This window comes from Lichenihabitans psoromatis (genome assembly GCF_004323635.1).
In the GTDB taxonomy this organism is placed as follows: Bacteria; Pseudomonadota; Alphaproteobacteria; order Rhizobiales; family Beijerinckiaceae; genus Lichenihabitans; species Lichenihabitans psoromatis.
The window spans coordinates 404,274-425,657 of record NZ_CP036515.1 but is presented as its reverse complement, the minus strand read 5'-3'; the positions used below and the strand labels follow the sequence as shown (position 1 = coordinate 425,657).

Genomic DNA, 21,384 nt, shown 5'->3' with positions numbered 1-21,384 from the left:
GGTCAACCTTTCACCGCGCCGAGCGACAAGCCTTCGACGAGATAGCGCTGAGCGTAGAGAGCCAGCAGCAACGTCGGCGTGACCGAGAGCACGATGGCGGCCGCGATCTGTCCATATTGAATGCCGGATGCGGTCACGAAGGCGAGCGCTCCCACCGTGACGGGCTGCTTGTCGGCCGAGGCCAAGATCAGCGCGAACACAAAGTTGTTCCAACAGAAGATGAAAGACAGCAGCCCAGCCGCCGCGATGCCGGGGCCGGCGAGCGGGATCGCGATCTTGGTCAGAGCCTGCCACCAATTATGACCGGACACGCGATAGGCACTTTCGATATCGGGGCTGATATCTTCGAAATAGCCCCGCACGATCCAAAGGATCAGCGGCAGAGCGATCAACTGATAAACCCAAATCAGACCGATATAGGTGTCGCTGAGGTGGATCTCCTGAAAATACAGGGAGAGCGGCAGCAGCACGAGAAGCGGCGGCGCGAAGCGGAACGACAGCAGCGTGAAGGCGATATCTTCCTTGCCGATGAATTTGAACCGCGCGAACGCATAGGCGGCCGGCACGCCCAGCACCAAAGCGATGCCGACCGAGACGGTCGAGAGGATCACGCTGTTGAGGAGATTATGCATGAACGGAATGTCGAGCGTGCCGGCGCTGCTTTGCAGCTTGCCCGAGATCAGCGCGGTGTAATTGCCGAGCGTCGGCTGGAAGAAGAGGCTCGGCGGAATACGCAGGATCGTGTCGTTGTTCTGGAACGACATCAAGAAGATCCAGACGATCGGAAACATGAAGAACAGCACGATCAAAGTCAGGGCGATGCTCTTGAGCACGCGGACGAGAGGCGATGAGTGATCCATAGGTTTTGCCTCCCTTACGCGTGGCCGCGAGCGCGTTCGCGCAGTTTCAGCCAGTTCTTGATGAAGACGTTCGACAGGAAATAGGTGATGGCCCACAGGATCATCAGCATCGCGGCCGATTTGCCGACGTTCGTATATTGGAAGAACTGCAGGTAGGACTCGACTTGGAAGACCATCAGCCGATTGCCTGGGCCGCCTTGCGTCATGGCATAGATGATGTCGAATTGCTGGATGCTGTCGAGAAGCCGGAACAGCACCGCCGTGATGATGTAGGGGGTTAGCATCGGCAGCGTGATGCGAAAAAACACAAAGCTGGTCGGTACACCGTCGAGCGCCGCGGCCTCGAACGGCTGCGGCGGCAGCGAGCGTAGGCCCGCCAGCAACAGGATCATGATGAATGGGGTGTAGACCCAGGTATCGACAAGCACGACGGTGAAGAGCGCCGTCGTCGGGCTCGAGGCCCAGCGGAAGTCACTCAGGCCGACGAGGCTGACCAGATAGGACAAGACTCCGAAATTCGGGTTGGTCATGAGCTTCCACATCAGCGCCGCGATGGCGGGCGCCGTCATCAGCGGAAGCAGCAGCATGATCGAGATGAAGTTGTTGATGCGGCTTTGTTTGCGGAGCAGCAACGCGATGCCAAGGCCGAGCAGGAGCTCCACCACCACGGTCAGCACCGTGTAGGCGAGCGACACATAGACAGTGTTCCAAAACTCGCTATCGCCGAGGAAGCCGATGTAATTGCCGAACCAGATGAAGCCCTTCATGCTCGGCAGGTTCAGCCTGTATCGCAGCATCGAATAATAGACAGCCGTCACGAAGGGGACGAGCACGGCCACGCAGACGAGCAACGCCGGCATACTGAGCAGGTAGGGAAGGGCGCGCCGGAACGCGGGCGAGGAGCCCTTGCGGCGCGGCGGCGCGGTTTCGGCGAGCGTGGACATGGCGGGTCCTTGGCGAATGAACGAAGCGTCGCGGTCGGCTGCTTCAGCGCAGCCGACCAACGTCGAAGGAGCGGCACATGCGACCGACCCGGAGCAGTGTCGGAACGAGGGGACGGCGTCCCCTCGTTCTCGATCATGGAGCTTTCCGGCTTAGCCGAGCCCGGCATCCTTCAGTTGCTGGTCGGTGCTGGCCGCGAGCTTGTCGAGGCCTTCGTCGACCGGGATCTCCTTCGACACCATCTGCTGCAGGGTCGAGGCCCATTCGGTGGTGAGATCGGAGAACAAGGGCTGTGCCGTGAAGTAGATCTTGGCACCCGGCGCTGAGGCATCGAGCTGGTCGATGTAGCCGGGATAGCTCTTATTGATCTTGGTGCGCCATTCGCCGTCGGCCGCGACCGATGCGCGGACGGGGTTCACGAAGTCCATCTTCCGCGCGCCGAACATGCCGTGTTCGACCGAGGACGCCCATTGCATGAACGCCCAGGTGGCATCCTTCTGCTTGCCGAAGCTCGACATGGCGAGGGACCAGATCCACACATTCGGGGTCGGCGCCTTGGCGGCCGGGTTGGGCGCAAAGGCATGGAAGCCGAGGCTGCCGGCTTCCTTATTGTCGCCGCCGTTCATGAAATAACCGAGGATGTCGGCGTCGTAGATCATGCCCGACGCGCCTGCGCCGAGGTCGGTTCCGACCTGATACCAGGTATAGGTCGACCAGTTCTTGGGGCCGGAATCCTGGATCATCTTGACCCAATCGGCATGGAACGCCTTGGACTCCTTGGTGTTCATGGCGGCCTTGAGCTTACCGTCCGTGACCGTGAAATCCTTTTGGCCGAAATTCGTATAGGCCGAGAGGAAACCCGGATGGATGGTGGCCCAGGAGCGCGATCCGCGCACGCCTACGCCATAGGGGCCGCCTGCGTCCTTCTGGAATTTGGCGGCGCCGTCCATCAGTTCGGCCATGTTGTTCGGCGGCTTCATGCCGAGCTTGTCGAACATCTTCTTATTGTAGGTGAGGCTGTTCATCTCGTAGCCCCACGGAATGCACCATTGCTTGGCATCCGCCGAGCCGAGCGCCGCACCGGGGACGCCGTTCCAGGCTGTCGAGGCGCGGAGGCCCGGCAGCACATCGTCCCACCTATAGTTGGGGTTGGTCTTGTCGGCACTCTCGATATAGGGCTTCAGATCTTCGATCCAGCCGGCGGGGCCGTAGGTCCAGGTCTGGTAGGCGCCGGTCATGAACGCATCATACTGGTCGGATTTCGAGGAGAGGGCCGCCACCACCTTGTCGAAATAGACGTCTTCCGGGAACACGTCGTAGGTGACGTTCATGCCGGTCAATGTCTTGAAGGATTCAATGTCGGCGATCATGGCGTCGGCATAGGGATGTTTGTTGAGCAGCAGCCGGATCGTCTTGCCCTTATTGGCTTTCCAATCGAAATCGGCCGCCATCGCGTTGGTCGAGGCGAGGCCGAGCAGCGAGTGAGCTGCCGCAGCGCCGATCCCCAATTTCGCCGTCCGGTCCATCAATTCGCGGCGGCTGAGGCGCTTCTTGGTAAAGGCCTCGAATAGATCTTTCTCTTTATCGTGCATGGTGTCCGTCCTTGTGGTTCGACCCTTGGAATCGTTTCTTGTTTTTGATCGTCGAGGGTTCGTTGACCCGGACGACTGCCCGGACCACCGGTCCGGACGAGCAACCGAACCCTTACGGGTCCGGCGAGAGATCGACGAGGCTGCGCGCCGTTCGTTCGTCGGTCAAAAGGCCATGCAGCAGCCCACTGGCCAGAATGGCGCGGATCGCGGCCGGTTTGGCCTGTCCCCCCGCCACCGCGACCAATTTGCCGCGCGCAAGATCCTCGAACGACAGCGACATGGTCCGGGCTGACAGATCCGTCTCGACCCGCTTGCCCCGATCGTCGAAGAAATGGCCAAGAATTTCACCTCTGGCGCCGGCCTGCTTGATGGCGGTCATCTCGCAGCGCTCGATCATGCCTGAGGCCGTCAGCGATGCATCGCCGCCGTCCGTCGTGCCGATGCCGACAAATTTCAGCGACGCCTCGCGCGCGAGGTCGAACACCGCTTCAATGCCTTTTTGCGCCATGAGGATGGCCCGATCCTCGGCTGAGTTCAGCACGAACGGCAACGGCATCACGTAGGTCTCGGCGTCGGTGCGTTCCGCGACGCGATTGATGACGTCGAAGGGGTTCGCCTCGAATTTTCGCGTAAACCCGCCGAGCAGCGACACAAAGCGCGTGCCGCCGGCCTTGGTGCGGGGCAATTGGTTGATGCAGGCCGCCAGCGTTCGCCCATGTCCGAGGCCGATCACCGGATCATCGCGCTTTTCCAGGGCCGCCCGGAGAAAGCGGGCGCCCAGCATGCCGAGCGAGCGGAGCGGCAACGGATCGAGATCGACGGTCGGCGCAACCTCGCAGAGCGCCAGTCCATACAGGGACCGAAGCTTGTCTTCGAGTGCGACACATTCGGCCACCTCGCCATCGATGAACACGCGGATCAACCCGTCGCGGTTGGCGCGGGCGATGAGCCGATGGGCTTTGACGCTTTGTATGTTCATGCGGGTGGCGACTTCGCCCTGCGTCAAACCGCCGATGAAATGAAGCCAGGCGGCGCGGGTTGCCAAGCTTTCATCATCCTCGATTGACGACATGTTCCAGGCCAAGGCCAAACCATCATGCTCCCGTGTAAAATTTCTTTTCTGCTGTAAAAATTTTCACAGCGCGCGATGGTCGTCAAGCCGAATTCGATTTGGCACTGCACCAATTCGATCTGCGACCTCCGAGCGGCAAGCGAGGCGACTTCTTCAGACAAGAAGCGTAGTTTGCGGATCGAACGTAAACTCCGTCGGCGGTCGGCCAGCATGGCTCGCGGCGCTGGCCTATCTCACATCGGGGAGCTGGATGCTGGCTGAGGACGGACGAACGGGGAACCACACGCGGGCCTTGAGCATCGCGGCCGGCATCTTCCTGGCCATCGCGGTGGTCACAGCGGGTTGGGATTATTGGCTCGACGTCCGCCAAGCCGACCGGATCGCGCATGACAATGCTGTCGTGTTGCGGGCCGAACGGGTTCTTTCGACCCTAAAAGATGCCGAAACGGGCCAACGCGGCTTTCTTCTCACCGGCGAAGAGCCGTATCTCTCTCCCTATACGGCGGCGATCCCTGCCTTCGAAGCCGATACGGCGGCCTTGCATCGGCTGGTCGGAGAACGGGCCGACAAACTCATCGACCTCGCACGGCAGCGGCTGGATAGCGCCGGCAAGGGGATCGAAATCCTTCGAACCCAGGGGCGCGATGCGGCGATGGCGGCCGTCCGGAACGGGCGTGGCAAAGCCCTGATGGATCAGGTGCGCGGCGAAGTTGCGGATCTGCAGCTGAGCGCGACCGCGTCGATCGGCCGGATGGAAAACGGTCTTCAACAATGGACCTCGTTCTTGCGGGTGGTTTCGCTGATATCGACGCTGCTGGCGTTCGGCATCGCGGCTTACATCGCGTTGAAGCGCCGTCGCGAGCATCTCAGAAGCAGTGCCTTGCTGGCGGGCGTCTTCGAAAATGCACCGGTCGGGCTCGGCTTTCTCGACGCGTCGCTGCGAGTCGAGCAGATCAATGGCGCGCTCGCCAAGATGAGCGAACGGGCTTTGAGCGCGGCCTTGGGGGCCAGCATCTGGGATGTCATGCCGCAATTGCGCGATGTGCTCACCGACCGCCTGCAAGCGGTGGTCGAGGGGGGGCGCCCGATTTCCAATGTCGAAGTGCAGGCGCAGAGCACCAACAACAGCAAGGATATCCGCGAGTATCAGGTCAGCTTCTATCCGCTGGCCAGCGCCGTTGCGCCGAGCGCCAAAGCCAAGAGCCGGGCGGGTGTCGGGATGGTGATCACCGACGTGACCTCCCGCAAGCGGGCGGAACGGTGGCTACGCGAGAGCGAGGAGCGGTTCCGCACGCTGACCCAATCCAGTTCCTCGATGATCTGGATTACCGATGCGGCCGGCGCTTTCATCAAGGCGCAGCCCGAATGGCAAGCCTTCACGGGCCAGGAGCCCGAGGCGTCCATGCTGTGGGGTTGGTTGGATGCGGTGCATCCGGACGACCGGCTTCGCACCCAACATGGGTGGGAGGCGGCGATCGGCGCTGGCGTCCCGTTCACGCTGGAGCATCGCCTGCGGCGGCACGACGGGACGTGGCGTCACATGGACGTCAGCGCGGCGCCCATCCTCGACCCCGCGGGAGGCATCCGCGAATGGATCGGGTCACATACGGATGTCAGTGAGCGCAAGGAAGCGGAGATCGAGCTTTCGGCAGCGCGCGATGCGGCAGAGGCCGCAAACCGGGCCAAGAGCGTGTTTCTGGCCAATATGAGCCATGAGCTCCGCACCCCGCTATCGGCCGTCATCGGCTATTGCGAGATGCTGGAGGAGGAGGTCGAGGAACTCGGCGAGGCGAGCCTTCTGGCCGATCTCGGCAAGATCAAATCCAACGCCCGCCACCTGCTCAGTCTTATCAATGACGTGCTCGATCTGTCAAAAATCGAAGCCAATCGCATGGATGTGTTTGCCGAGGATATCGACGTCGCGACGCTGGCGACCGACGTGGTCTCGACCGTCGATGCTCTGGTGAAGCAGAAGAACAACGTGGCGCTGCTCGAGCTCGATCCGGATCTTGGCGCGATGACGACCGACGTCGTCAAGCTGCGGCAATGTCTGTTCAATCTGTTGAGCAATGCGGCAAAATTCACCGAGAACGGCACGATCAAACTGGCGGTCTCGCGCGAGCAGCAAGGCGGGGCCGATTGGGTCACGTTCCGCGTGATCGATACCGGCATCGGCATGACGCCCGAGCAGTTGCAGCGACTGTTCGCGCGCTTCTCGCAGGCCGACGAGACGACGACGCGACGGTTCGGCGGAACGGGGCTCGGTCTGGCCATCAGCCGCGCGTTCAGCCGCCTCATGGGTGGCGACATTTCGGTCGACAGCATTGCGGGCGAAGGCACGACCTTCTCGCTCCGCATTCCCGCCATCATGCCGGTCCGGCCGGAATTTGACGAGACGGCCGACAATGCCGCCGAGGCGCGTCCCGCCGATGCCGGAACGCGAGATCTCATTCTCGTGATCGACGACGATCCCGCGCAACGTGACCTCATGAGCCGCTTCCTCGAGCGACAGAATTTCGCTGTCGAGACGGCTTCCGATGGCCGGCAAGGGCTCGAACGTGCCAAAGCTTTGAAGCCGCGCGCGATCCTGCTCGATGTCATGATGCCGCAAATGGACGGCTGGTCGGTCTTGAGCGCGCTCAAGAGAGACCCGGATCTCGCGGGCGTGCCCGTCGTGATGATCACCTTCGTGTCCGACAATGGGCTGGCGGCCTCACTCGGCGCCGACGAGCATCTCGCCAAGCCGGTGGATTGGAGCAGCCTCAGCCACATCATGGATCGTTTTCACGACCACGAGGGTGACGTTCTGGTGGTCGACGACGACAGGGGCGCGCGAGAGAGGCTCCGGTCCGTGCTCGAAAAGAATGGATGGACCGTTCAAGAGGCCGCCAACGGGGCCGAGGCGCTCGAGCGTGTCGCCGTCGCGAGGCCGCGCCTGATCCTGCTCGATCTGACGATGCCGGTGATGGATGGGTTCGTGTTTCTGGATGCCCTCCGCAAGACGCCGTTTGGCGAGGATATTCCGGTCGTGGTTCTCAGCGCGCGCGACATCAGCAACGCCGAGCGCAAGCGGTTGGCGGCGGCGGATCGGGTGCTGAGCAAGGGCGAAACGAGCCTGAAGGATATCGCCAACGAGCTCCGGGTCCTCGAACATACGCATTATGCCAACGACCGGGGCGCCGATGAACAGGATGCGGCGCGACCCCCGGAGGATCGCGAGGCGGGGCCTCCGGTCTAACTACTCGGCTGCGTGGGCGTTGTAGCGCGCCGCCGTCGGCAGATCGAGGCGCTCCCACACGTCGGTCAAGGCGGTCGTGAGCGCCGCGACATGCTGAGCCGTATGCAACGGTGTCGGGGTGATGCGGAGCCGCTCGGTCCCGCGCGCCACCGTCGGATAGTTGATCGGCTGGATGTAGATATTGTGCTGATCGAGAAGCATATCGGATGCGGCCTTGCAGCGCTCGGCGTCGCCGACGAACAACGGCACGATATGCGACCGGTTCTGCATCACGGGCAGATCGGCGGCCACAAGCGCGGCCTTGGTCAGCGCCACCTGACGTTGATGCATCGTCCGCTCGACCGAGGAGGTCTTTAAATGCTGCACCGCCGCGCGGGCCGCGCAAGCAACGGCCGGCGGCAGCGCGGTCGTAAAAATGAACGACGGGGCATAGCTCCGGATCGCATCGACGATGGATGCATCGGCTGCCACATAGCCCCCGAGCGTGCCGTACCCCTTGGCCAACGTACCCTCGATGATGTCGATCTCCCCCATGACGCCGTCTCGCTCGGCGATGCCGCCACCGCGCGCACCGTAGAGCCCAACCGCATGGACCTCGTCGAGATAGGTCATCGCATTGTAGCGTCGCGCCAAGGCCGCGACTCCGGCGATCGGAGAGAGATCGCCGTCCATCGAATACAGGCTTTCAAAGACGATCAGCTTCGGGCGGTTCACATCCGTGTCGCGCAACAATTGCTCGAGATGCGCGAGATCGTTGTGCCGGAAGATCTGCTTGTCGCGACCCGAACGGCGAATGCCCTCGATCATGGAATTGTGGTTCCAGGCGTCCGATAGGATCAGGCAATCTGGAAGCAGTTGCGCCACCGTCGATAAGGCCGCGAGGTTCGAGATCCAGCCGGAGGTAAAAACGAGCGCCGCCTCCTTACCGTGCAGATCGGCCAAGTCCCGCTCGAGGTCGACGACAGGATGGCTGTTGCCGGAAATGTTGCGCGTTCCACCGGCCCCGGCCCCATATCGCGCAACGGCCGCCTGCATGGCCGCGATCACGTCCGGATGGCGACCCATGCCGAGATAGTCGTTCGAGCACCACACGGTCACGGGACGGGCCGTGCCCCCTATCCAGAGATCGGCTTGCGGCATGCGGTCAACGTCGCGGGCCAAATCCGCGAAAACGCGGTATCGGCGCTCTGATCTCAGACGATCCAGAGCCTCATCGAAATAATGCCGGTACCGCATAGGAGGACCTTGCCGCGTTGATGGAGACGGCAGGCCGGAGGACGTGACTCCCGGGAGGCTGCCCTCGAAACGTGGATCTGAGATAAATCGTCTGTGGCAGGTTTACGACGGACAGATTGTCCTAAGCAAGCCACCACGCGGGCCTCTCTGAGGCGGCGCTCGGGTCTTAGCCAGAAAAGGCGCGACAGGATCGGACCGCCACGTTAATCGACGCTACGCCGTTGCGGCTCGACGCAACTGCGCGCGATGTCAGGGGACGAGACGCGCAACGATGCACGCGATCTCGCCAGAGCTAAAGGGACCCGCATGTCGTCCGATCTCGAGATTGCCCGCCTCTATCCTCTCCGCCCGATCACGGAGATCGGCGCACGCCTTGGCGTCCCGGATGAAGCGCTGCATCCCTATGGCCGGTTCATCGCAAAACTGACGCCGCAAGCCTTGGCCGACCGCCCCGAGCGACCTAACGCCAAGCTGATCCTGGTGACGGCCATCAGTCCGACGCCGGCCGGCGAAGGCAAAACCACGACCACGATCGGCCTTGCCGATGGCCTCAGGCGTCTCGGCAAGAGCGCCATCGTCTGTTTGCGTGAACCCTCGCTCGGTCCGTGCTTCGGTCAGAAGGGCGGCGCGACCGGCGGTGGCCACGCCCAAGTCGCTCCGATGGAACATATCAACCTGCATTTCACCGGCGATTTCCACGCGATCACCAGCGCCCATAATTTGCTGGCCGCCATGATCGACAATCACATCTATTGGGGCAATGCGCTCGGGATCGACGCGCGCCGCATCGTCTGGCGACGGGCGGTCGACATGAACGACCGCGCCTTGCGGTCGATCGTATCGTCTCTCGGCGGTCCATCGAACGGCTATCCCCGCGAGGACGGATTTGACATCACAGTCGCGTCCGAAGTCATGGCGGTCTTCTGCCTCGCGCAGGACCTCGATGATCTCGAGCGGCGATTGAGCCGCATCGTCGTGGCCGCGACCAACGATGGGACGCCGATCACGGTGGCTGATCTCGGCGCCACCGGCGCCATGACGGCGCTGCTCAAGGACGCCTTGCGGCCGAATCTCGTGCAGACGTTGGAGGGAACCCCGGCCATCGTCCACGGCGGCCCGTTCGCCAATATCGCACATGGATGCAATTCGGTGATCGCGACGCGGGCCGGGCTGTCGCTTGCCGATTACGTCGTGACCGAGGCCGGTTTCGGCGCCGACCTTGGAGCGGAGAAGTTTTTCAACATCAAGTGTCGCAGCGCGGGACTCGCACCCTCTGCCGTCGTCATCGTGGCGACGGTGCGGGCGCTGAAAATGCACGGTGGCGTCGCCAAGGATGCCCTCGAGCGCGACGATGTCGCGGCGGTCGAGCACGGATTTGCTAATCTCCAGCGCCATGTCGGCAACCTGCGGACGTTCGGCTTTGATCCTCTCGTTGCGATCAACCATTTCGGGACCGATACGGCCGCAGAGGTCGACATGCTTCAGGCATTGTGCCGTGAGCGACTGGGCACGGATGCTATCCTCTGCCGACATTGGGCCGAGGGGTCGGCCGGTATCGAGGCGCTCGCCGCAGCCGTTGTGGAGCGCGTCGAGGTCAAACCTGGAACGTTGCAGTTGTCCTATGCCGACGCTCTTCCCTTGGCCGAGAAGGTGCGGGTCGTTGCACGAACGGTCTACGGCGCGGCCGATATCGAGATGACATCCTCCGCCGTCAAACAGCTTGAAGCGATCGAAGCGTCCGGAGCGGGCCATTTGCCGGTCTGTATCGCCAAGACGCCCTATAGTTTTAGCGTGGATCCGACGATCCGCGGCGCACCGACGGGCCATATCGTCCCGATCACGGGTTTCAGATTGATGGCCGGCGCGGGTTTCGTGGTGGCGCTCTGCGGCGATGTCAGAACGATGCCGGGACTACCGCGTCGCCCGGCCGCACTCGACATTCGGGTCGTCGATGGCGAAACCGAAGGACTATTCTAGCGGCGGCGCATGTCGCTCTTCGACAAAAAAAGGGCTGGCGAAACGCCAGCCCTTCTAATGTCAGCTCAGTAAAGTGAGCTTAGTGAGCGACGACCGGAGCCGGACGCAGCGGCGAGGTCAGAGCTGAGACAGCGCCCGTGACCGGGAAGATCAGAAGCGTGAACGGGGTCACGGTGCGATCCTTGCCGCCGTTGTCGATCATGTAGATCGGGCCCGAACGATCAACCGGCACTTCCTGAGCGTAGCCGTCGTCGAGGGTCGTCGTCACCGGACCGGTGTGAGCATAACGAGCCTTGATCGGCAGCGGGGGAGCCAAGTCATTCGAGATACCGACCGGGGCGCCGAGCAATGCGCCGAGGGGAGCCGTCGCGATCGAGGTCGCGCCGCCGATGGCGCCGCCGATCACCGAACCGCCAACGCCGATCGGGCCGCCAACAGCCGCAATGCCGTTAAAGGGCGAAGCAACAGCTGCGCCGAGACCGTTGACGGACTCAGCCGGGGTCGGGACGCGAGCAACGCGGGGAGCGCCGACCGTGAGCGGACGATAGCCAGCTTCGGTCTTCACGTTGGTGCGAGCGGCCTGGCCGTGCACATGCATCTTGCGACTCTTGACGCCGGAAACGTCATCGGGAGCGCCCTGTGCGAAAGCAGAAGCGACACCGCCCGAAAGGAAGGCAAGAGCCACGCCGGCCATAACGAGCTTCGAATTCTTCATGTTAAACCCCTTCTGTTCAAAAACATTGCAGGTTACGTCGTACCGAAAGTGCCTGCCGCATCATACAAGCCGCCTGTTCGAGACGTACCTGTCAAGCTGACGCTTAACCCACCAAGCGAACGCACGTGAAGCACAAAAGTTGCACCGCGATCGGTTTGGTCAATCAGGCGTTTTCATGGTTACACATTGACGTGACCGCGCCGGTAAGATGACGACGACGCACCGACAATCAAGCGTCACAATCGGCCTTGTCACAGTTTTTCCAAGATTGACGTGGACTGATGCTTAACAGTCACTGCACAACCGCGCCACGAGCGCGAGATCTGCCCGCCACTTTGCAGGAGCAGCCGCCGCCGATCTGTGCGGGTTCATACAAATCGCAGGTTTTAACCGGCGTCCGGCATGCATTGCCGATCGCGGTCCGCTCCTCATCATCTTGAACGGAGTTATGGGCCGGTCCGACTTGCGCCGGGCCGGGCGTGTAACCTGCGATCGTGCGTGGTGCGTCCTGAATCAAGGCGTCTGGATTGCCGCCATAGACATCGCCAGGGCCATATCCCTGTCCATAGAAGGTCGTGCCATCGGCATAGCCGGGACCGATGCCATCGAATGAGCTTCCATAGCCGTAGCCATAGGCATCGTCGTCGTAGCCATATCCGCCAGCGAGGCCGTATCCCAAACCAAAGCCACCCAGGGCTCCTAGCCCGGCATAGCCATAGCCGCGACGGTCGCCATAGCCGCGACGATCGCCGTAGCCGCCATGGTAACCACCAGCGTAACCGCCTCGTCCGAACCCGCCTCGGCCAAAGCCCTGATTCGGACGTTGTGCTCCGCCGATCGTCAGCGGGCGCGATCCGCCGCCCCGATTGACGGTGCCACCGCCGAAGTTTTGGCCAGACGGGGCAGCCCCTTGCATGCCGCCAAAGCGCTGACCGCCACCGTGAAAGCCTGCACTCCCCCCATGGAAACCACCGCTCCCCCCGTGAAAACCGCCGCCGCCCCCATGCGGCAGAATTTGAGCGTTGGCCGGAGTGATCGAGCCGACGGCAGCCGCCGCCGCAACTGCGAAAGAAACGGCGACCACGAGGGGCCGAACCGCATTTGTAAAGACCGACATGAAAGGCTCCGAGAGGGTGTCACCACCCTGTGACGAGAGGGCGAGATGCGCCCCGTTTGATCGTCAACGTGCGGAGCCGGAGCGAGTTGCAGCCCTTGAAGCCTCGCCATTGCAGCCATCAGGGCGGCCCGAACGAGTGGGCCCGGGCAATCTGGTCCTAGTCGACCACCACGATGATCTTTTCGGCCGCGCGGGTCAGGCCGGTATAGAGCCAGCGGCTCCGATGCTCCCGAAACGCATAGCTCTCGTCGAAGAGCACGACCGAATTCCACTGTGAGCCTTGCGCCTTATGGACCGTCAAGGCGTAGCCGTAGTCGAATTCGTCCGATTCGCGCCGCACCGCCATCGAGAGTTCGTCCTCCTTGCCCTCGAAATAGGCCGGAAGCACGCTGATCTTGACGGCCTTTTTGCCCCGCTCTTCCTCCGGCGACACCGTCATCTTGAGCTTAGTGCCGCGCATCGGTTGAAGGGAGTCGACAAGCCAGGTCCCACCGTTCAGGAGGCCCTTTTTCTTATCGTTGCGAAGACAAACGAGCTTCTCGCCGACCTCCGGCATCGCATGGGTGAACCCCAGCAACTCGCGCATTCGCTTGTTGAACGACCGCCGCGACTTGTTGGTGCCGACCAGCAATTGGTCGGCCCGCGTCACCATGGCGGCTCCGAGTTGATCGCGCCGGATCACACGGCTCTCTCCGTAAGCGCCCGGCGTCAGCCGTCCGCCTTCGCGGATCTGCATCGACAAAGCGATGATCGGGTTGTCGGCCGCCTGTCGGTGCACCTCCGTCAGCATGGCGTCGGGCTCGGCATCGGTGAAATAGCCGCCGCCCTTGACGGGCGGGATCTGCGCCGGATCGCCCAGCACCAGAACCGGCGTTCCGAACGACAGGAGATCGCGGGCGAGATCCTCGTCCACCATCGAACATTCGTCGATGATGATCAGCGAGGCTTTGGCGGCCGCACTTTCCTTGTTGAGGACGAAGGAGGGGGTGTCGGTATCGGCCTCGCGCGTGCGGTAGATCAGGCTGTGAATGGTTGAGGCGTTCTCACATCCCTTGTGGCGCAGCACCAGAGCGGCCTTGCCGGTGAAGGCGCCGAAGGCCACGTCGCCGTCAACATCCGCCGCCAGCGTCCGGGCCAGCGTCGTCTTCCCGGTTCCCGCATAGCCAAAGAGGCGGAAGACCTGGTTTTCGCCGCTTTTCAACCACGCCGATACGGCTTGCAGCGCCGCATCCTGCTCGGGGGACCATTTCATGGCGAGCCTCGTCGGCGCGAGGCGCCATCCCGTTTTGCCACGCTCAGCTCAGTCCACGCTTCTCAAGCAGCGTCGCCGGATCGGGCATGCGCCCCCGGAACAACCGATAGGCTTCGGCCGGATCGCGCCGCGACCCCGCCGCATAGACATAGTCGCGGAGCTTCTTGGCGACAGTCGGATCGAAAATGTCGCCGGCTTCCTCGAACGCCCCGAAGCCGTCGGCATCAAGCACTTCTGACCAGAGATAGGAATAATATCCGGCCGAATAGCCGTCGCCGGAGAACACATGGGAAAAGTGGGGCGTGCGATGGCGCATCACGATGGCGGTCGGCATCCCGATTTGAGCGAGACTGTCCCGCTCGAATTGTCCGGCATCGACGGCGGCGGCCGCCTCTGGCGACAGCAGATGGAAGTCGAGATCCACATAGGCCGAGGCGCAATATTCGACCGTGGCGAAACCCTGGTTGAAGTTGCGGGCTTGCTTGATCCGCTCGATCAGGTGATCGGGGATCGGCTCGCCCGTGACGGCATGGCGCGCGAAACGCTTCAACACCGTCGGCTGCATGATCCAGTGCTCGTAGAGTTGCGAGGGGAATTCGACGAAGTCGCGCGACACGCTAGTGCCCGCGATCGACGGATAGGTCACGTCGGACAACATGCAGTGCAGCGCATGGCCGAATTCATGGAAGAGCGTTCGCGCATCGTCGATGTTGAGCAGGCTCGGTTCGTCCTGCCCGCCCTTGGCGAAATTCATGACGTTGACGACGATCGGCCTCACCTCGCCGTCCATCCGCTCCTGGACGCGGAACCCGGAGTTCCACGCACCGCTGCGCTTCGACGATCGGGCGAAATAGTCACCGAGAAACAACGCGACATGGTGCCCATCGCCGTCGGTGACATCGAAGGCGCGCACGTCCGGATGGTAGACCGGAACGTCGCGGCGCTCGGTGAACGTCAGCCCGAACAGCCGATGTGCGGTGTCGAAGGCCGCCGCGATGATATTATCAAGCGCGAAATAGGCGCGGACCTCGGCATCGTCGATGTCATAGCGGGCGTGGCGCACCTTCTCCGAATAGTAGCGCCAGTCATGCCCGGCGAGGGCGAAATTGCCACCTTCCGCGGCGATCGTGGCTTCAAGATCTTTCGCCTCGACCTCGGCCCGCTCCCGCGCTTTGATCCAGACCCGGTCGAGAAGATCGCGAACCGCGTCAGGAGTTTTCGCCATCGTGTCGTCGAGCTTGTAATGCGCAAAGCTCGGAAACCCGAGGAGAGCCGCACGCTCGGCGCGGAGTTTGACGGTTTCGGCCACGATGGCGCGGTTATCATGTTGGTCGGCGTTTTCGCCGCGCTTGGTCCATGCCGCATAAGCCTTCTCGCGGAGGTCGCGGCGGCTTGAGAATTGAAGGAACGGCACCACCAGCGACCGCGAGAGCGTGATGACGGAACCACCGGGGTGACCGCGTTCGGTCGCGGCTTGTGCGGCGGCATCCCGCAGGGCAGGGGGGAGGCCGGCAAGATCCGCTTCGCCCTCGAGGACGAGCTCATAGGCTTTTTCGTCCGCCAGGACATTTTGGCTGAACGACGTGCCGAGCACCGCCAAACGTTCGACGATGGCGGTCAGCTTCTGCCTGTCGTTCGCATCGAGCTTTGCGCCGCCGCGCACGAAACCCTCGATCGTGAGATCGAGGACCCGCGCCTGCTCTTCATCGAGGTCGAGCGTGCCGCGCAGACGGTCCACCGCCTCGACACGCGCAAACAGGCCCTGATCCATGGTGATGGCCTGATAGTGCTTGGCCAGGACCGGAGAAATCTCCCGTTCGATGGCCTGCAACGCCGGATTGGTGTTGGCCCCCGTCAGGTTCCAGAACACGCGGTTGACGCGGCTGAGAAGCAGGCCCGCCCGTTCCAGCGGCTTGATCGTGTTGTCGAAACTCGGCGCTGTCGGGTCAGCAACGATGGCCGCGATATCGGCAGCATTCTCGGCCATGCCGCGCTCGAAGGCCGGGACGAAATGCTCTGGCCGGATGTCATGAAAGGGCGCAATGCCGAAAGGCGTGTCCCATTCGGCAAAGAATGGGTTGTCGGAGGGCTGGCGCATAGCGGTGGTGGTCGGAAGATTAGACACGGGAGCTCTCGGGAGGGCGATGGCGCGGACAACCCGGCACCTTGTCTTATCAAGCCACGGCTCGTGGTCAATTCAAGGTGCGGGCTTGCGGCGATGCGCCTGCGACAGCCCCAAAATTGAGAAACTTTTAAGCACCTTTCGCGCGACCGCAGGCGCGTCGGGGAACCAAGAGGCCCGGTTGCGGTGTTATGGGTGTGGAGCTTAGGCTCGACCGGGGCGCACCCGATCAGAGCAAGAAAGGTGTAATTATGCGCAAGACCCTTGGATTGGCGGCCGCAGCCGTAATGATGTTCGGCCTCGGGGCGGTTGGCGCCGAAGCGATGCCGCTCAGCAATGCGTTGCAACTCGGCGATGCTCCCGCGGTGACCTTGGTTCGTGATGGTTGCGGACCATTCGGTCATCGTTCCAACTATGGCTATTGCAAAGGCAATGGCGGCCCGGTCTACGCGCGGCCCTTCTACGGTCCGCGCCCTTACTACGGCGGACGGCGTTGCTTTATCCGCGAGACCCCGTATGGGCCGCGCCGCGTCTGCCGCTAAGGCTGATCACCGATCCCTTGAGCCCCGCTTCGGCGGGGCTTTTCTTTGGCGGTCGAAAATGCGAAAGCAGCCGGGCGTCGTAAGATTTTACCGGTGGCCGGAATGGTGATCAGGTCAAGAGGAGGCAGGTGATCCTTCGCTCCGCCAAGGCGTGAGGGGCGGGGGTGATGCCCGAGTGTCCTGCCGGGATCTCATGGTTTTGCGACGCGCTGAATGTGCTCGTCCGCCCGGTCAAACCGGTTCGTTCTCGTAACGAGGTCTTGATGGTCCGTTTGCTTACGATTGTTGGTGTGTCGGCTTTGCTCCTGACGGGCGTCGCCCACGCCCAGGCGCCTGCCGCGCCTCCGCCGGCCGTCGGTATTGTCAAGGTCGGCAAAATCCCGATCGTGGAGACCGAGCGCTTCATCGGCCGCATCCAGGCCGTCGAGCAGGTCAACCTCGTGGCTCGCGTGACCGCCTTCATCGACCAGATCGTGTTCAAGGAAGGCCAGGAGGTCAAGAAGGGGGACGTGCTCTATCGTCTCGAGCGGCCGCCTTTCGAAGCCGATGTGGCCGCCAAACAGGCCACGATCGATCAGATCCAGGCGCAACTGCAAAACGCCAACATCGTTTTGGAGCGTGCGACGACGCTCCTGAGTTCGCCGGCCGGACAACAATCCAACGTCGATACCGCAAAGGCCAATCAGGGCAATCTTCAGGGCCAGTTGCTCGCCGCCAAAGCCAATCTGCGGACCTCGCAGATCCAGCTCGGCTATACGACGATCGCGGCGCCGATCGACGGCAAGATCGGCCGCACCGCGATCACGGCCGGTAACGTCGTCAGTCCGAGCAGCGGCACGCTGGCCACCATCGTGCGGCAGGATCCGATGTATGTCGTATTCCCGATCTCGGTCCGCAGTGCCCTCGAGCTCCGCTCGCGTTACGCGGGGAAGGGCACGGCCGCGGTTCAGATCAGGATCATTCTGCCCGATGGCCGTACCTATTCGCAGATCGGCAACGTCAATTTCGTCGACAACACGATCGCGGCGTCGACCGACACGATCACCTTACGCGGCACCATCGCCAATCCGCCGCTGGCGCAGCAGACGGAGGGGTCGGTCACACGCGAACTCGTCGACGGCGAGTTTATCCAAGTCCTGCTCGAGGGTGTTCAACCCGTCGAGGTGCTGTCGGTTCCGCGCGCCGCCATCATGACCGATCAACTCGGCGACTCGGTCTATGTGGTGGGCGACGACAACAAGGCCATCAAGACGCAGATCAAGCTTGGGCAGTCGACCCCAACGATGGCGGGCGTGATCGCGGGACTGAAAGAGGGCCAGTCGGTCGTGGTGGAAGGCATTCAGAAGGTCAAGCCGGGTCAAACCGTGGCACCGGCGCCGGCCGCGCCGACGGCAGCCGAACAGGCTCAGAAACCGGCTCCGTGACGGCGCTCACGCCCGTCCACCTCTTCCATCGCGATCAGGGCGGCTTCGCACGCCCGCTGCCCCGCCGGATCTTCACGCCATGATCTCTTCCGTCTTCGTCGATCGCCCCCGGCTCGCCATCGTGATCGCGATCATCATCACGATCGCGGGCGGCTTGGCGCTGACCCGCATCCCGGTCTCGCAATTTCCCGATATCGTGCCGCCCCAGGTTCAGGTGACCGCCAACTATCCCGGTGCGTCGGCCTCGGTCGTCGAAAGCGCGGTGGCGCAGCCGCTGGAAGCGCAGATCGTCGGCGTCGACCAGATGCTCTACATGAAGTCGTCGAGCGGCAACGATGGCAGTTACAATCTGACGGTATCGTTCGCGCTGGGGTCGGATCCGAACATCGACACGGTCAACGTCAACAACCGCGTCCAGACCGCCTTGTCCCAGTTGCCGAGCGAGGTGCAGCTGCAGGGTCTGACGGTGCAGAAGCGCTCGTCGGCGGTCCTGCAATTCATGATGTTCTATAGCGACAACGGTCAGCAAGACCCGCTCTTCATCACGAATTACGCCACCATCAACGTGCTCGATGAGTTGTCGCGGACGCCCGGTGTTGGTCAGGCTTCGCTGTTTGGCAAGCTCAAATATTCCATGCGGATCTGGTTCGACGTCCAGCGTTTGAACAATCTCGGCATGGCGCCCTCTGAAATCATCAACGCGATCGAGTCGCAAAACGTCCAGGCTCCGGTTGGACGCATCGGCGCTCAACCGATCGACAACGATCAGCAGTTCCAATTCAACCTTCAGACAAAGGGCCGTTTGACCACGCCGGAGGAGTTTGGCGCGATCGTGGTTCGAGCCAACCCGGATGGATCGCTGCTCCGCGTCAGCGATGTGGCGCGCGTCGAAATGGGCGCCCAGAATTCCGACAATTTCAGCCGGCTCGACGGAAAGCCCGCCGTGGCGCTCGGCATCTATCTGTCGCCGGGTGCCAATGCGGTGCAGACCGCAGCCGCCGTCAACGCGACGCTGGCCAAACTGTCGCCGCGATTCCCCGAGGGTCTGAAATACAAGACCGTTTATGACTCGACGACCTTCGTGACCGACACGATCCACGAGGTGCTGAAGACGATTGCCGAAGCCTTCGTTCTGGTCGTGATCGTGGTGTTCCTGTTCCTGGGCAACTTCCGCGCCACGATCATTCCGGCGGTCGCGGTGCCGGTGAGCCTGATCGGGACGTTCGCGGTGCTTCTGGTCATTGGCTATTCGGCCAATACGGTGTCGCTGCTCGCGATGGTGCTGGCCATCGGCATCGTGGTCGACGACGCGATCGTGGTGGTCGAGAATGTCGAACGGGTCATGGAAGAGGACCCGAGCCTCACGCCGAAACAGGCCACCAAGAAGGCCATGGGGGAGATCACGGCGCCGATCATCGCGATCACGCTGGTGTTGCTGTCGGTGTTCGTACCCATCGCCTTTATTCCGGGCTTGACCGGCATCCTCTTTCGCCAATGCGCCGTGACGATCTCGATCGCGATGTTGATCTCGGCCGTCAATGCTTTGACGCTTTCGCCCGCGCTCTGCGGCGTCTTTCTTCGCCCTGGCAGCCACAAGGGTGGCATCATGGGGAAGGTGCTGGGCGGGATCGATAAGACGCGGCATGGCTACACATCTGTGGTGAAGCGGCTGGTCCGATTCAGCGTGATCAGCCTGCTGATCATCGGCGGGTTCGCGGTCGGCATCTACTTTGCGGCCGCGCGAACGCCGACCGGGTTTCTACCTGAGGAAGATCAAGGCGCCTTCTTCGTCGTGATTCAGCTTCCGGATGGCGCGTCTGTGTCGCGCACGAGCGAAACCGTGAAGACGATGGAAGACATGCTGCTGAAGATGCCGCAGGTCGCCGACACCTTCTCGGTCATCGGATTCTCGTTCCTCGACAGCGTGAGTGAGCCGAACGCCGGCTTCATGGTGGTGCGCCTCAAACCCTTCGAGGACCGGACCGCGGCGGCGGATTCCGTTCAGGCGATGATCGGTCGTGTGTTCGGGGCCGCGCAGCAGATCCGCACCGGCAACGTGATCGCGTTCAACCTGCCGCCGATCATCGGTCTGTCGACCGGCGGCGGCTTCGAATATGATCTCGAAGCGCTCGAAGGTCAGGATCCGGCCGTGATGGGCAATGTCGCGCAGGGGCTAGTGGCGGCCGCCAACGGCGACAAGCAGCTCGCCCGCGTCTTCACGACGTTCACGGCCTCCAACCCATCCCTTTACCTCGACATCGACCGCGAAAAAGCCAGCGCGCTCGGGGTCAATATCGGCGATATCTTTAACGTGCTGCAATCCTCGCTGGGCGGCACCTACATCAACAACTTCAACCTCTACGGCCGTACCTGGCAGGTCAATATCGAGGGTGAAGCCAAGGATCGGCGAGACATCGAGTCGATCTGGCAGCTCTACGTCAAGAACAAGCAAGGCGCGGACGTGCCATTGCGATCGCTCGCCTCGCTGCGAGTCGTGCAAGGGCCGCAGGTGATCACGCGCTACAACAACTATCGCGCGATCCCGATCCAGGGCAGTCCGGCTGCGGGCGTTTCATCCGGCGCAGCCCTCGCGGCCATGGCGGAGACGTCGAACAAGACTCTGCCGAACGGCTATAGCTACGAATGGACCGGCACGGCCTATCAGGAATATCAAGCCAACGGACAAACCAGCGTCGTGCTCGGGCTAGCGATTCTCTTCGCCTACCTGTTTCTGGTCAGCCTTTATGAAAGCTGGATCATCCCGATCCCGGTGCTGCTCTCCGTCGCGGTCGGTGTGTTCGGGGCCTTCATCGGCATCATCGTGGGTGGTCTGGTGCTCGATCTCTACGCGCAGGTCGGTCTGGTGGTGTTGATCGCGCTGGCGGCCAAGAACGGCATTCTGATCGTCGAATTCGCCAAGGAGCAACGCGAGGCCGGACATTCGATTATCGATTCGGCGATCGCCGGCGCGAGCATGCGTTTCCGCGCCGTCATCATGACCTCGATCGCCTTCGTGCTCGGGCTCGTCCCGCTCGTGATCGCCCATGGCGCAGCATCGGTCAGCCGGCGTGACGTCGGGACGCCTATCTTTGCCGGCATGATCGCGGCCAGCCTTATCGGCATCTTTGTGATCCCGATGCTCTATGTGACGTTCCAGTATTTCTCGGAGTGGATCGACCGACGTCGCGGCATCGATCCGGACGTCAAATATGGGTCGAAGCGGGTTGCCGACGATGCCGACGGCCAGCATCCGGCGCCCGTCGCTCCGGCATCGTAACGGCGGCTGCGTCGGCCC

General features: G+C 62.4%; 14 protein-coding genes. 5 read left to right on the top strand and 9 right to left on the bottom strand.

What is annotated here, in order from left to right; genetic code table 11:
• Positions 1-2 precede the first annotated feature (2 nt).
• The 4 genes from EY713_RS02035 to EY713_RS02020 all read right to left on the bottom strand — a co-directional run bounded on the left by EY713_RS02035 (position 3) and on the right by EY713_RS02020 (position 4,484).
• Positions 3-860 carry a carbohydrate ABC transporter permease gene (locus tag EY713_RS02035; protein ID WP_131113338.1) on the bottom strand — a complete coding sequence of 286 codons (858 nt, stop codon included), beginning with the start codon at positions 858-860 and terminating at the stop codon, positions 3-5.
• A gap of 14 nt (positions 861-874) precedes the next feature.
• Positions 875-1,804, bottom strand: coding sequence for a carbohydrate ABC transporter permease (locus EY713_RS02030; RefSeq protein WP_131113337.1), 930 nt, complete (start codon positions 1,802-1,804; stop codon positions 875-877).
• 150 nt (positions 1,805-1,954) lie between these two features.
• On the bottom strand, positions 1,955-3,394 hold the full coding sequence (locus EY713_RS02025) for an extracellular solute-binding protein (protein ID WP_131113336.1): 1,440 nt from the start codon (positions 3,392-3,394) through the stop codon (positions 1,955-1,957).
• Positions 3,395-3,506: 112 nt separating this feature from the next.
• Positions 3,507-4,484, bottom strand: coding sequence for a sugar-binding transcriptional regulator (locus tag EY713_RS02020; RefSeq protein ID WP_245572855.1), 978 nt, complete (start codon positions 4,482-4,484; stop codon positions 3,507-3,509).
• Positions 4,485-4,716: 232 nt separating this feature from the next.
• On the opposite strand from EY713_RS02020, the gene EY713_RS02015 reads away from it, so the two are divergent.
• A complete protein-coding gene (locus tag EY713_RS02015; RefSeq protein ID WP_165490996.1) occupies positions 4,717-7,704 on the top strand; it encodes a response regulator in 2,988 nt (995 codons plus the stop codon).
• Here EY713_RS02015 and hemA read toward each other — a convergent pair whose 3' ends face one another.
• On the bottom strand, positions 7,705-8,940 hold the full coding sequence (hemA, locus tag EY713_RS02010; RefSeq protein WP_131113333.1) for a 5-aminolevulinate synthase: 1,236 nt from the start codon (positions 8,938-8,940) through the stop codon (positions 7,705-7,707). It lies immediately after the preceding gene.
• A gap of 306 nt (positions 8,941-9,246) precedes the next feature.
• Here hemA and EY713_RS02005 point away from each other — a divergent pair, with 306 nt between their 5' ends.
• On the top strand, positions 9,247-10,917 hold the full coding sequence (locus tag EY713_RS02005) for a formate--tetrahydrofolate ligase (protein WP_131113332.1): 1,671 nt from the start codon (positions 9,247-9,249) through the stop codon (positions 10,915-10,917).
• A 79-nt stretch (positions 10,918-10,996) separates the two neighbouring features.
• Here the strand turns inward: EY713_RS02005 and EY713_RS02000 are convergent, their stop codons facing one another.
• The 4 genes from EY713_RS02000 to EY713_RS01985 all read right to left on the bottom strand — a co-directional run bounded on the left by EY713_RS02000 (position 10,997) and on the right by EY713_RS01985 (position 16,099).
• Positions 10,997-11,632 (bottom strand): hypothetical protein, encoded by a 636-nt coding sequence (locus EY713_RS02000; RefSeq protein ID WP_131113331.1) that lies wholly within the window; start codon positions 11,630-11,632, stop codon positions 10,997-10,999.
• Between the two features lie 292 nt (positions 11,633-11,924).
• On the bottom strand, positions 11,925-12,749 hold the full coding sequence (locus EY713_RS01995; protein WP_131113330.1) for a hypothetical protein: 825 nt from the start codon (positions 12,747-12,749) through the stop codon (positions 11,925-11,927).
• 157 nt (positions 12,750-12,906) lie between these two features.
• Positions 12,907-14,001: an ATP-dependent DNA helicase gene (locus tag EY713_RS01990; RefSeq protein WP_131113329.1), complete on the bottom strand. Its 1,095-nt coding sequence runs from the start codon at positions 13,999-14,001 to the stop codon at positions 12,907-12,909.
• Positions 14,002-14,044: 43 nt separating this feature from the next.
• Positions 14,045-16,099 (bottom strand): M3 family metallopeptidase, encoded by a 2,055-nt coding sequence (locus EY713_RS01985; RefSeq protein ID WP_131119149.1) that lies wholly within the window; start codon positions 16,097-16,099, stop codon positions 14,045-14,047.
• A gap of 275 nt (positions 16,100-16,374) precedes the next feature.
• On the opposite strand from EY713_RS01985, the gene EY713_RS01980 reads away from it, so the two are divergent.
• The 3 genes from EY713_RS01980 to EY713_RS01970 all read left to right on the top strand — a co-directional run bounded on the left by EY713_RS01980 (position 16,375) and on the right by EY713_RS01970 (position 21,366).
• On the top strand, positions 16,375-16,665 hold the full coding sequence (locus tag EY713_RS01980; protein ID WP_131113328.1) for a GCG_CRPN prefix-to-repeats domain-containing protein: 291 nt from the start codon (positions 16,375-16,377) through the stop codon (positions 16,663-16,665).
• A 263-nt stretch (positions 16,666-16,928) separates the two neighbouring features.
• Positions 16,929-18,089: an efflux RND transporter periplasmic adaptor subunit gene (locus EY713_RS01975; protein ID WP_131113327.1), complete on the top strand. Its 1,161-nt coding sequence runs from the start codon at positions 16,929-16,931 to the stop codon at positions 18,087-18,089.
• Between the two features lie 79 nt (positions 18,090-18,168).
• A complete protein-coding gene (locus EY713_RS01970) occupies positions 18,169-21,366 on the top strand; it encodes an efflux RND transporter permease subunit (protein ID WP_131113326.1) in 3,198 nt (1,065 codons plus the stop codon).
• The last annotated feature ends 18 nt before the right edge of the window (positions 21,367-21,384 follow it).